General features: G+C 70.2%; 13 protein-coding genes. 8 read left to right on the top strand and 5 right to left on the bottom strand.

Annotation, left to right across the window (positions count from 1 at the left end; all coding sequences use genetic code 11):
- The first annotated feature begins 136 nt into the window (after positions 1–136).
- Both B7C62_15430 and B7C62_15425 read left to right on the top strand, forming a co-directional pair.
- Entirely contained in the window at positions 137–457 is a 321-nt protein-coding gene (locus B7C62_15430; protein ARF73499.1) for a ligand-binding protein SH3, read from the top strand.
- A gap of 82 nt (positions 458–539) precedes the next feature.
- Complete coding sequence (locus B7C62_15425; GenBank protein ID ARF73498.1) at positions 540–959, top strand: ligand-binding protein SH3; 420 nt, start codon at positions 540–542, stop codon at positions 957–959.
- Between the two features lie 220 nt (positions 960–1179).
- Here the strand turns inward: B7C62_15425 and B7C62_15420 are convergent, their stop codons facing one another.
- From B7C62_15420 to B7C62_15410, 3 genes are all read right to left on the bottom strand, one after another.
- On the bottom strand, positions 1180–1812 hold the full coding sequence (locus tag B7C62_15420) for a TetR family transcriptional regulator (GenBank protein ARF73497.1): 633 nt from the start codon (positions 1810–1812) through the stop codon (positions 1180–1182).
- A 379-nt stretch (positions 1813–2191) separates the two neighbouring features.
- On the bottom strand, positions 2192–2635 hold the full coding sequence (locus B7C62_15415; protein ARF73496.1) for a MarR family transcriptional regulator: 444 nt from the start codon (positions 2633–2635) through the stop codon (positions 2192–2194).
- 123 nt (positions 2636–2758) lie between these two features.
- Entirely contained in the window at positions 2759–3877 is a 1119-nt protein-coding gene (locus B7C62_15410) for a transcriptional regulator (GenBank protein ARF73495.1), read from the bottom strand.
- Between the two features lie 110 nt (positions 3878–3987).
- Here B7C62_15410 and B7C62_15405 point away from each other — a divergent pair, with 110 nt between their 5' ends.
- Complete coding sequence (locus B7C62_15405; GenBank protein ARF73494.1) at positions 3988–4587, top strand: TetR family transcriptional regulator; 600 nt, start codon at positions 3988–3990, stop codon at positions 4585–4587.
- A 108-nt stretch (positions 4588–4695) separates the two neighbouring features.
- On the opposite strand, the gene B7C62_15400 is transcribed toward B7C62_15405, so the two are convergent.
- Complete coding sequence (locus B7C62_15400; protein ID ARF73493.1) at positions 4696–5928, bottom strand: carboxylesterase; 1233 nt, start codon at positions 5926–5928, stop codon at positions 4696–4698.
- Positions 5929–5993: 65 nt separating this feature from the next.
- Entirely contained in the window at positions 5994–6947 is a 954-nt protein-coding gene (locus tag B7C62_15395; GenBank protein ARF73492.1) for an aldo/keto reductase, read from the bottom strand.
- Between the two features lie 505 nt (positions 6948–7452).
- On the opposite strand from B7C62_15395, the gene B7C62_15390 reads away from it, so the two are divergent.
- The 5 genes from B7C62_15390 (at position 7453) to B7C62_15370 (ending at position 12121) form a co-directional block, all read left to right on the top strand.
- A complete protein-coding gene (locus B7C62_15390; protein ID ARF73491.1) occupies positions 7453–7788 on the top strand; it encodes a hypothetical protein in 336 nt (111 codons plus the stop codon).
- 93 nt (positions 7789–7881) lie between these two features.
- Complete coding sequence (locus tag B7C62_15385; protein ARF73490.1) at positions 7882–9849, top strand: hypothetical protein; 1968 nt, start codon at positions 7882–7884, stop codon at positions 9847–9849.
- Positions 9850–9864: 15 nt separating this feature from the next.
- Positions 9865–10536, top strand: a complete 672-nt coding sequence (locus tag B7C62_15380; protein ARF73489.1) for an ABC transporter ATP-binding protein — start codon at positions 9865–9867, stop codon at positions 10534–10536.
- Positions 10537–10583: 47 nt separating this feature from the next.
- Positions 10584–10949, top strand: coding sequence for a hypothetical protein (locus B7C62_15375; protein ARF73488.1), 366 nt, complete (start codon positions 10584–10586; stop codon positions 10947–10949).
- A 287-nt stretch (positions 10950–11236) separates the two neighbouring features.
- Positions 11237–12121, top strand: coding sequence for a chitinase (locus B7C62_15370; protein ID ARF73487.1), 885 nt, complete (start codon positions 11237–11239; stop codon positions 12119–12121).
- Positions 12122–12136 lie beyond the last annotated feature (15 nt).

The following is a 12136-nucleotide window of genomic DNA, read 5'->3' as shown; positions in this document are numbered from 1 at the left end:
CAGCTCAGTCCCGCTCAGCCCCGCGCCACCGCCGTACGGCTCCTCGTACGCCCTTCACGCCCCACACCCCACGACCCGCGCCTTCACGCCGATTTCCCCCTCACTTCTGTTCATTCACCGTAGGGAAGGACCTCCCATGCACTGGCTGCACCTCGCCATCGCCATCATCTTCGAGATCGTTGTCGCCATCGCCGCCGGAAAGGCCGAGGGCTTCAAGAACCGCAAGTGGACCGCCATCACCCTGGCCAGCGGTGCCGCCGCGACCTTCTTCCTCAGCAAGGCGCTGCTGACCTTCGACGTCGGCGTCGGCTACGCCCTGTGGACCTCCGTCGCGGGCGTCGGTATCACCATCCTCGGCGCGCTGTTCTTCGGCCAGCGTCTGAACTGGAACAAGGCGATCGGCATCGTCCTGGTCATCGGCGGTGTCGTCGGCCTCCAGCTGAGCGGTTCCGCCTGAGCCCGGTGAACACCCCCCGGCTCCGCACGCAGTGCCCCCCTCGAACCACCTGACGCCATCCCTGAGAGAGGAACCACCTCCCATGTCCAACGCGGCCAAGAGCTCCACCAACGCCTGGCTCTCCCTCCTGCTCGCGGGAGTCTTCGAGATCGGATACGCGCTCGCCGTCGGCGGCAGCGAGGGCTTCACCATCCTGACCTGGTCCCTGGTCGCCGTGGTGTTCTTCCTGCTGACGCTCTACGCACTGAGCCTGGCTCTCCGCACCATCGAGGTCAGCATCGGTTACGCGGTCTGGGCGGGCATCGGCGCGGTCGGCGCCGCCGTCCTCGGCCCGGTCTTCTTCGACGAGACCCTCACCCTGGCCAAGGGCCTCTGGCTGACGGTCATCATCGTCGGTGTCATCTGGCTCAAGCTCGCCGACCGCACGAAGCCCGAGGCGGTGGCAGCCCCCCAGCCGCCCGAGCAGCGGATCGCGGAGCGGCCCGGCGCCCTCCAGGTCTGACTGTTCCTCCCCGGCCCCGGTGCCCCAGGCTTCTTCGGACAGTACGCCCCGGGCGGCTGCCTCCCATCAGGAATGGGCGGCGGCCGCCCGGGGCGTACTACCCGTCACAGCGCGGTTCTGCCGCCGTCCACCGCGAGGACGGCGGCAGAACCGTCCTCGGCGATCTCCCGGAGACCGGGGCCGTCGAGCAGGGGGCGGCGGTCGGTGAGGACCGGAACGGTCAGGGCATCATCGCGGCGCCCCGGGCGGGGCTCGCGTCGGCGCGGGTGATCACGGACGGGACGGCGATGCCCGGGAGGATCAGGTTCCACATCTGCTGGGTGCGCTCGGGCAGGTCCTTGCGGCCGCTGACGACGTTGGAGTACATCTGCATGCCGGTACAGGCGGCGACCACGAACTCCGCGACCACGGACGGATCGACGCCCGGCTGCAGCTCCCCGTCGTTCTGGGCGTCCTGGAGGAAGCCGGTCATGATCGCGCGGAACTTCTCGTACGGGTCGGCGTTCTCGGGGCCGCCGGCGGAGGTCTGCTCGTTCGTCAGCCGTACACCGGCCCGGAGCAGCGGGTCGCGCTGGAGCTGCCACGACCATACGAGGGTGAGGTCGATGAGCCGTTGCAGCCCCCCGGCGGCGACCAGCGGGACCAGGGTCTCCGGCTGGCTGTTCATCACCGCCTTGGCGAGATCCTCCTTGGAACCGAAGTGGAAGTAGAGCGCCCCCGCCGTCACCCCGGCGCGCTTGAGGATGCGGGTGACGCTGGCACCCGCGTAACCGAACTCGTCGAAGACCTCTGCCGCCGCATGGAGAAGAGTGCGACGGGTCTGTTCCGCCCGCTCCTGTTTCAGTTGCGCCATGCCCCTCACCTTCCCAAAAAGAATGACCCTTATGTTACCTGGCTCGATCGAGGTCGAGGCAAGCGCCCTTCGGTATCTTTTGTCTGCTTTGAGGGTGGATCAATTCCGAAGGGCTCAAGGGTTCACCGCTTGAGTCCGGGCGCAAAATAAAGAGATCATTCTTTTTTCTTGGTGGGGAGGTGCTGCGGGCGCTCGTCACGGGGGCGGGGGTGGGGTGGCGACCTGAAATTTTTGCCTGGTCAAGCAAGTATGTGGTGGGTGCTCGCGTGGCCCGGGCCGCAGCTCTCTCCGTCCCGGAAGAGGTCCGAACATGCAAAAGGCGGCGGGGCGCCGGGGCATCCCGGTCGCCTCCCGCCGTCTGTCGCCCGTCGTGATCGCGTCAGGCTGCGCTGCGCAGCGCCTGCACCGCCCGGGCGAGCTGGTCGTCGGCGCTCGCGGTGTTGAGGGCCGAGCTGAGGACGTCGGCGTAGGCGGCACGGGCTTCCTGGTAGCGCTTGCGGCCCTCGTCGGTGATGACGGCGAAGACGCCGCGCTTGTCGTCGGCGCAGTTGTCCTTGTAGGCGTATCCGGCGCTGTCCAGCCGTCCCACCAGGCGCGTCACCGAGCTCTGGCCCAGGCCGATGTGGTCCGCGAGCTCCTGCATGCGGCACTCGCCCTTCTCGGCCTGGTAAAGGGTCTCCAGGGCCCGGTACTCGGACAGGCCGACGCCGTAGCGGCGCTGGAGGGTGTGTGCGAGCTGGCGCTCCACGAAGGTGTGCAGGCCGAGGACGGCGTCCCACATGGCCTGATCGGAGGCGGCGCGTGGCTGTTGGTTGATCGTCATGGAACAGCTCCCCTTCTCGACTGCGATAGCAACAAGATACATGCCCATGCAATCATCTGGGGAGTGTTGGAGCTTACGGAGACGGCTCCGACTGGTATATACTTGCATAAGCAAGCAATGGGATCAGGGGGTCATGCCCTCCAGGGCGCTGCATGCGTAGGCCGCCGAGACGAGCGTCATGTGCCGGTGCCAGCCGGGGAAGGAGCGCCCTTCGAAGTCGAGCAGGCCGAAGTCCTCGCCCATGCGCCGGACCGCCGCCTGCGCGCCCCGGGGCGAACGGGCCAGCTCCAGCAGTTCGGCCGGGTGGCGGTCGGTGATGTTCGTCAGCCAGATCCGGCCCGGCCGCCCGGTGCCCGCGTCCCACTCGGCCATCAGCTGGCCCGGCCCGTGGCCGTGCTCGCCGCCCGGCCTCGGCCCGCGCGCGGGGAGCTCGTACGAGAGGATCTGCCGCCCCGCCCCCGCCGGGTGCCGTACGCCCCGGCGCAGCAGCAGCGCCCGCGCCGACTCCCGTTCGCCCGGAGGCAGTTCGGGTCCGTCCAGGGTGCTCTGGCCCGGGATGGCGAGGACGAAGGGGTGCCCGCCGTCCCGGAGCCGCCGGGCCAGCGGCGCGATGTCGCACAGGGCGGTCAGGTCGGCCACCACCGGCGCCGTCCGCCCGTCCGCCCGGGGCGCCATCTCCTGGACCAGGCTCAGGGCGTGCTCCCACAGCGGCTGGGCCCGGGTCGCCGCGGGGATCTTCGCCCGGTCGCGTACGGCGGTGTCGCCGGTGAACCGGGGAGGGAGGAAGAGGCGCCAGTCGACCGGGACGTGGGCCCGCCCGACGTCCAGGAACAGGCCGATGCCCAGCTGGCAGTTGACGGTACGCCCGGAATCCGGGAGGAAGCGCTGGTGCACCCCGGCCGAGCGGTCGCCCCGCTTGGGCAGCACCGCCGGTGCCAGGGTCCAGGCCCGCACCGGCAGCGACCGGGCGGCCCAGCGGGCCAGCTCGCCGCGCGCCGGGGCCCACTCCCACGGGCTGGCGTTCACGAACTGGTGCAGTGACGTCGACGCGGCCTCGGAGCCGGTCACGACGGCCGCCATGCGCCGCACGGTCTTCTTCCCGTCCGTGCGCAGCAGGCCCTGTAGGTACACGCGCCCCCAACGCTGCTGGTCGGAGCGGTGCAGATGGCCGAACAGGAGCCGGGACAGGTCGCCCAGCGGTCGGCCCGTCGCCGTGTCGGGCGTTTCGTGCGTCGTCGTCACTTCAGTCCCTCCCAGGTGAGCGTCGTTGAGCAGACTAACAAACATAGAGAATGTTCGTTATATTTCTGAGGGGGAGTTCGACGACTTGCCGAGGTTCGAGGAGAAGGCGCATGCAGGAACGGGCGGCCAGGACGCGCCGGACCGTGTTGGCGGCGGCGGCCGTCGAGTTCGCCGAGCGGGGCTACGACGGTGTTTCCCTCCAGCGGGTGGCCCGGCGGGCCGCGACCTCGGTCGGCGCGCTGACCTTCCACTTCCGGAACAAGAGCGCCCTGGCCGACGAGGTGCGCACGACCGGGCGCGCCCGCTTCCGGCGCTGCCTGGAGGAGCTGGAGCAACGCGCCCCCGCCGCCGACCCGTTGCGGGACCTGCGGACCCTGATCGGCGCGCTGGCCCGGCTGGCGCACGAGGACCCCTTCGTACGCGCCGTCCGCCGCCTGGAAGCCGACCCGCCCGAGGACGCGCCCCCGCTGGCCGAGCTCTGGCTCCCGCCCCTCCGCCGCCTGCTCGACCGGGCCCACAGCACCCGGCGGCTCCGCCCCGGCGTCGCACCCGAGGACGCGGTGGCCCTGCTGGCACACCTGGCGGAGGGCGCCATGGCCGCCCGGGGGACGCCCCCGGACGCGGCGCCGGGGGCGGTGGCGGCGGGGGACGCGGTGTGGGGCGTCGTCCTGCATGGGTTGGCTGCGGACCGGGGGGACCGGGGGGATTGAGGTGCTTTGGGGGCGCGGCTGCGCGGGCGGACCGTGGGCTTGGGGCCCGGTTTGGCCCCGGGCTCGGGCGGCCCCCGGGGAGGCCCCCGCCCCCCGGGGTCTCCCCACTCACCCCACCCGCAGCCCCCGCTCCACCGCCCCCGCCACCTCGTCCAGGACCTGTGTGCCGGGCCCCGCTGTCAGTCGGCTCCCGGCCCAGGCGGCGCCGGTCCTGGCCCGGGGCCAGGACCGGTAGGCGACACCGCCCGGACCCTGGTGGCCGAAGGCGCCCGCGCAGGCGGCCGGGTGGGGGCCCTCGTCGAGGAGTTGCAGGCCCCCCTCCCCGTAGGCGCTGACTCCGCCGAGCAGCGGGTCCAGGCCCTCCACCCAGAACCTCCGCGCCCGGTCGAGCGTGCGCCGCGACAGCAGCAGCGGCTCCTCGCCCGGGGCCCGTACGGCGTCGGCGGCCAGGACGCCCTGGAGCCGGGCGAGCCCGCGGGCCGACGCGTACACCCCCAGCGAGGGGATCATCGCGTGGCGTCGCCGCCGCTCGCTCCACACCCCGGCATCCGCGGGGAACGGGGACGGGTTGTTCCACACCCGCCCGCAGAGGCCGTCCGCCCCGCCGTCCGGTGCCGGGAACCGGGAGCGGAAGCCGGTGTCGTACGAGATACGGGCGGTGTGCGGCAGTTGGTCGGGTACGAGCCCGAAGTGGACGTCCAGGCCCAGCGGACCGGCGATCTCCTCCAGGAAGAACAGGTCGAGGTCGCGGCCGTCGACCCGGCGGACCACCTCGGCGACGATCCACCCGGCGGTCCACGGCCCGTGCAGCACACCACCGGCCCGGGGGTCGTCCTCCGGGCCGTCCAGTTCGAGCAGCGCGGCCATCATGCGCGGGTTCTCCACGTCCCGCTGGTCGATCCCCGCCGCCATGCCCGGCAGCCGGGCGGTGAACGTCAGCACGTCCCGCAGCGTCACCGCGCCCTTGCCGCGCACCGCGAACTCCGGCCAGTAGTCCGCCACGGGCCGGTCCAGGGCGAGCGCGCCCATGTCGGCGAGGAGCAGGACCGCTGTGGCCAGGATGCCGTGAGAGCCCGTCAGCACCGGGGCGAGGGTGTCGCCGGTCCACGGCGCCCCGGCGACCGGGTCGGCGGTGCCCTGCCACAGGTCGACCACCAGCTGACCGTCCCGTACGACCGCCAGCGCGGCCCCCTGGGAACCGGGTGGACCCGCTTCCCGGCAGGCCCGTTCGAAGGAGTGGCGCACGGAGGCGAACCCGGGTGCCGTGGTGCCGTGGACGCCGGTCGTCGTCGCCCGCAGCCGTGGCCGCGGGAGGACCTGCCGTACCAGAGAGGTCGTCATGTTCAGGAACTCCAGAAGTGGTGGGGAGTCAGAGGGCAGCGGTGCGTGAGCGGCCCGGGTGCGGCTCACACCTCGGCCGCGCCTGCCGGGCGGGGCAGGAACTCCAGGTCGGTCAGGTCCTGTTCGGTCAGGCGGATGCGGTCGCCGCCGAGGTTCTCCGCGAGGTGGTACGAGGCCCTCGTGCCGGGCAGCGGTACCACGTGGTCGCCGAGCCGGAGCAGCCACGCCAGGGCGACCTGCGCCGGGGTGGCCCCGTGCCGGGCCGCCACCTGGGCGACGGCCCGGGTGAGCGCGACGTTGTGGCGGAGGGCCCGGGGGGCGAAGCGGGGCTGGGTGCGCCGCCAGTCGCCCGGCGGCAGGTCGTCGTGGCGGGAGAGCGCACCGGCCAGCAGACCGCGCCCGAGGGGGGCACCGGCCAGCAGGGCGATGCGGCGCTCCACCGCGTACGGCACGACGTCGTCGAGACCGCGGCGGGTGAACAGCGACACCTCGGCGGCCATCGCCGCCGCCTCGTGCACGGCCTCGGCGTCGCGGGCCTCCTGCACGGTGACGACGGGCAGCCCCAGCATGCGGATCTTCCCCGCCCAGACCTGCTCGGCCAGCGCGCCCCAGCTCTCCTCCAGCGGTACGCCGGGATCGACGCGGCGCAGCAGATAGAGGTCGATGTGGTCCACGTGCAGCCGGCGCAGGCTCTCGTCGACCGCGTCCCGCAGCGCCTGCGGACCACCCGCGGGCCGCAGCACGCCGTCCGGGTCGCCGAGCAGACCGCCGCCGGTGCAGAGCACCACCTCGTCCCGCCGCCCCCGGATGGCCTCACCGATCAGCCGCTCGTTCTCCCCGGCCGCGTAGGCGTCGGCCGTCTCGACCAGGTTGACCCCGAGGTCCACCGCCTCCCGGACCAGCGACACGGCCTTGGTCCGGTCCCGCAGGCCCGGGGCGTAGCGGTAGGAGAGACCCATCGCACCCAGCCCCAGCCGGCCGACGACCGGCCCGTCCCTGCCCATCGTTGTGGTCCGCATCCCGGGCGAACTCCCTTCTCCACGGAGGAAAGTGACCCCCTCATGGCACCAGCCCGGGATGCCGGAGCACAGCATTCCGTTCCTACTTGCCGACCTTCGACGACTTCGGGAAGTCCGCCATGCCGTGGCACGCGGGACGACCGGACGCACTCGGGCACGCACGGGGGTCCTCAAGTGCACCGGACTGTTCCGTTGCTCCGGGTGCGTGTGACGTTTCTCATGCATGTAGCCGCAGTTATCGGCGAATATCGGCCAGTTGGTTGGAAAATCCCTGATCGGGGGCGGCAGTTGGAAATCCGGCCATGCTGGAACGTGCCCGTAGTAGCGGAATGACACGCTCCCTGGTTGACCGGAGTTGGGTGATCTTCAACCATCACTTCCGCAGGTCTGCCGTGCCCGTCGAGAAAGCCTCGCCCGCATTTTCGGATGCGCGCGAGGGAGACACCCATCCCCAGGACTCGACGGGGTTCCACTGGGGTGTTCTGCAGAACGGGGAGAGGGAACCATGAACAGGATGAAGGCCACGCTCACTGCGGCAGCACTGTCTGTTGCTGTCCTGGGGGCCGCTGCTGTGCCCGCGAGCGCCTGGGTTTCGGTGGGTATGAAGACGCAGCACCCGTCTTCGGGCGGGACCTGGCAGTATGGGTTCGAGAACGCCAAGCTTCGCTCCTACTACACGGTGAACAAGTGCCACGGTTCGACGGTGGAGCGGTACATCGACGGGAAGCTGCAGTCCCACTCGCGGAGCATCAACACGGCTTCGGGCAAGAAGTCCATAGCCGAGCTGTCCACGATCAACAGCCCGAGCCTGGGAGCCGAGTACTACTACCGCACCTGCTGATCTCGGGTGAGTGGTCGTGTCCCGGCGCCCTCGGGCGCCGGGACACGACCGTTCCCAGCGTAGGACGAGTACGACCGAAAGCCCGGGGGAACAGTGCACAGGCGCATCGTCGTGGTGGTCGCGGGGACGTTGTTCGCCCTGCTGGCCCTGGTGGCGGGAATCGTCACCGACTTCCATGACCGGGAATTTCCCCAGGCCGTCGGAGCCAAGAGCAGGATCGGTCTCGATTTCAAGGAATCGGAACTGACGGACCGTGAAGCGTTCACGAGGCTCCAGGACCTGGACGCGCGTCTGCGTCTCGGCCTGGTGAAGATCGCACCCGATCTCGCGGGCGACAGCGGCAAGAAGGTCTTCGTCCCTCTCAACGATGGTGCCTTTCCCACCCGGGTCGCCTGGTTCGGTGGCGGTGACCCGGTCGAGGTCATGGGCAGGGAACGGCTCGACCACTCTCCTCCCGACGGCACCTATCTCCTGACCGGTGACAGCGCCGGCCTCGGTGAGCTCGAGAAGTCCCTGGCCTCCGAGGCCGTACGGACGCACCGTACGGAATCCTCCCTCGTGGACAGCTTCGTCTTCGTGGTGGAGGCGGGGAGTTTCGGAGCCGCCGTCATCGCCGCGTTCGCGCTCATCGCGGCACTGGCGCTGTTCTGGCTGTCGGTGAAGGCGCGGGGCCGTGCCCTGCGGGTGCTGGGCGGCTGCCCGACTCCGCGCATCCACCTGCAGGACCTGGGAGGGTTCTTCGGGGCCCTGCTCATGTCAGCGCTCGTCGTCGCGGCGGCGAGCGCGGTCTACGTGGGCGTGCTGCACGGCTGGGCCCACGTGCCCTCGTTCATCAAGGTGCTGGCCGGTCTCCAGGCTGCCGTCATCGCCGCTTCCCTGCTCGCGGCGATCGCCCTCTCCATGTCCGCCTGGCCGAGCGCGACCATGCTGGCGACCCGGCAGCCCGCGGTGAAGAGTCTGCGCACCTCGGCCGTGGTGCTCCAGGCGCTGACCTTCGTCCTGGTGGTGGGCGCCGCCGGGCCCGCGTGGACCGCGTACCGGGATTCCGCCGAGGCGAGCGCCGAGACCGCCCGGTGGCACCGGCTCTCGGACCAGGTGGCCGTACAGTTCGCGATGAGCCTGGAGGAGATGGACCGCGTCGAACCGCAGATCGGCACCTTCGTCAAGGAGGCGGAATCAGCTGACACGGCCGCGTTGTCGTACACGGTGACCGAGGGCGCCTGGGAAACGGATTTCGGAGCCTATTCGGCAGTCGCTTTCGTGAACCAGCGCTGGCTCGACCTCTTGACCGCGGACGCGCCGGAGCCATCGCTCACCCCCGTGCCCTTCAGCCGGGTCCAGGGCATGGTGGTCAAGGAGTTCGGGGAGCAGTTCACACTCTGGTCGAGGAGCAAGGAATCCGGTGGCGAACTGGCGGCACAGCTCCGGTATCTGGAGCCGGCAGGAGGTCTCCGGCTTCCGGTGAGCACCGGAAACGGCGAGCTCCTCTTCCTCTCCGACGTTCTCGTCGCCGTCGTTCCCTCCCTTCACGGCACCTTCTCCGACGCCGACCTGACGTCCATGATGTCGACGAAGAACATCGTCTTCTCCGGTCTGGCGCCGACGCAGGAGTTGCTTGACCGTCAGGGGCTTGCACCGGACCGGATGCGCGCGGCCGGCTTCGAGGGCGAGGTGAACCTCGTCCACGTCGCGGAGGAGGGGCTCCTCAAGGCGCAGTTCGCCGCGTACGTCACCTGGCTGCTGAATCTCGCGCTCGTGGCCCTCTTCACCGCGTTCGCCGTTGTGGCCGGTGTCAGCGCGGTGATCAGTGCTCGTCTCCATGCGAAGCGCGACTTCCCGCTGAGGCTGGCGGGTCGGCCGTGGAGGCGGATTCTCCAGGTCCGGGTGGCCAAGGAGCTACTGGCCGGCGCCGGCCTCGTGGGCGTCGTTCTTCTGTTCCAGCAGCCGGACGAGGCAGGGGCGGTTCTCCTGGCCGCCGCGTTCGCGGCGATCGTCGCCCCCCTCTGCCATCTCCTCGCCACCCGTTGGATGTTCACCGCCATCGGCCGACGCCGCGTCTGATCGGAGTTACAGGAAATGCTCGTAGAGGCCCAGGACATCTCCGTGGCGATCGGTGGTCGGCCGGTTCTCGACAGCGAGACCCTCAGCTGCCGCCCCGGAACCATGACGGCTCTCGTCGGTCCCAGCGGGTCGGGGAAGACCACCCTGCTGCACTGTCTCGGCCTGCTGCTCCCCGTCGACCGGGGGCGCATCACGATCGACGGGGACGTCGTCACGGATTACGGTGCGGCGGCGCGGCGCCGCTTCTGGCGCGATCACGCGGCGTTCGTCCTTCAGGACTACGGCCTCATGGACGAGGAGTCCGTCGCATTCAACATCACGATGCGGGCGAGCCCGCTGGGCCGACGTGTTCTCGGCGATCGGGAACGGCTCGCGCAGGCCCTTGGACGGACGGGGCTGGCCGGGCGGGAGGAGGAGCCCGCCAGCCACCTGAGCGGCGGTGAGAAGCAGCGGCTCGCTCTGGCGCGTGCGATCTACAAACAGGCCCGCATCCTGTTCGTGGACGAGCCCACCGCCTCTCTCGACGCCGCCAACCGCACGATGGTCATCGACCTGTTCACGGACTTCGCCGCGAGCGGCCGTACGGTCATCATCTCCACACATGACAGCGAGATCGTCGATGCGTGTGAGTCCCGGCACGAGGTCGCTTCCGGCAGACCGGCCGAACGCCTTGTCAACAACCAGTGAATCAGCGGCCGGTGATACGGCGTGCTGTGCCTTTACCGGAGGTCCCCATGAAGTCGACAACGAAGATGGCCATCGGCGGCGGGATCGCACTGGTCCTGGTGGTGGTGGCGGTGGCGGCGGTGCTCTTCGTCAGGGGCATGGTCGGAACCTCGGAGGCGGCCCACCCGCCGTGCGATCAGCTGCCTGCCGCGGCCGAGGTGACGAGGGCCCTCGCCGAGCACAGGGCTCTTGCCGAGGAGATCACCGCACTGGGCAAGGGCGTCGGTGTCGGTGCCTACAACCCGTGCTCGGAGAAGGAGGACCGGGCGCTGATCAGGGTGACCTATGGTTCGGACTCCGAGCAGAGGGCCATCCAGGATCTGATCTCGACCCGCGACGGGTTCGGCGTTCCGCTGTACGTCGTGGAGAGCTGAGGGCCCCGCTCCAGTCGTCCCGCATGCTGGACGGCTCAGGAATTTTTACCTCCGGTTTCCGCCCCTCCCGCCGCCCGGTTGAAAGGAACGTCCGCCGGAATCAAGCCAGTTGAGAGGCGGAATGGCATCGTTGTCACCCGGTGGCGGCGGCCCGGCGCGGCGTGCGCGGCCCCGTCACGAAAGCTGGTCTAGACCTTGACAGGTCCAGACCATCGTCGCTTGAGTGTCCGGCACCCCCACGGCGGCGCACGGCCGGACGTAGCGCCGCGTCTAAGGAGTGTGATCACGTGATCAGACGTGTACTCAGCCTGCTGGTAGCGCTCGGCGCGGTCGTCGCGGCACTCGTCGTCCTCCCCGCCGCCACCGCCCAGGCCGCCACCTGCTTCACGGCCTGGAACTCCTCGTCCGTCTACACGGGCGGCCAGACCGCCTCGTACAACGGCCGCAACTACACCGCCAAGTGGTGGACCCAGAACGAGCGGCCCGGCTCCTCCGACGTCTGGGCCGACAACGGCGCCTGCGGTACGGGCGGTGGCGGCGAGCAGCCGGGTACCGGCTTCGTCGTCAGCGAGGCCCAGTTCAACCAGATGTTCCCGAACCGGAACTCCTTCTACACCTACAGCGGCCTGACCGCTGCCCTCAGCTCCTACCCGGCCTTCGCCAACACCGGAAGCACCGAGATCAAGAAGCGCGAGGCCGCCGCGTTCCTCGCCAACGTCAGCCACGAGACCGGCGGGCTGGTGTACATCAAGGAGATCAACGAGGCGAACTACCCGCACTACTGCGACCGGAACCAGCCCTACGGCTGCCCCGCGGGCCAGTCCGCGTACTACGGCAAGGGCCCGATCCAGCTGAGCTGGAACTTCAACTACAAGGCCGCCGGTGACGCGCTCGGCATCGACCTGCTGAACAACCCCTACCTGGTCGAGCAGAACGCCGCCATCGCCTGGCGCACCGCCCTCTGGTACTGGAACACCCAGACCGGCCCCGGCACCATCACGGGCCACAACGCCATCGTCAACGGCCCCGGCTTCGGCGAGACGATCCGCTCCATCAACGGCGCGATCGAGTGCAACGGCGGCAACCCGGCCCAGGTCCAGAGCCGCATCAACAAGTTCACCCAGTTCACCCAGGTCCTCGGCACCACCACGGGCCCGAACCTGGGCTGCTGACCGACCTGCTTGCGT

The sequence above is a fragment of the Kitasatospora albolonga genome, from assembly GCA_002082585.1.
Classification (GTDB): domain Bacteria; phylum Actinomycetota; class Actinomycetes; order Streptomycetales; family Streptomycetaceae; genus Streptomyces; species Streptomyces stephensoniae.
This window is presented reverse-complemented; position numbering and strand designations above follow the sequence as displayed.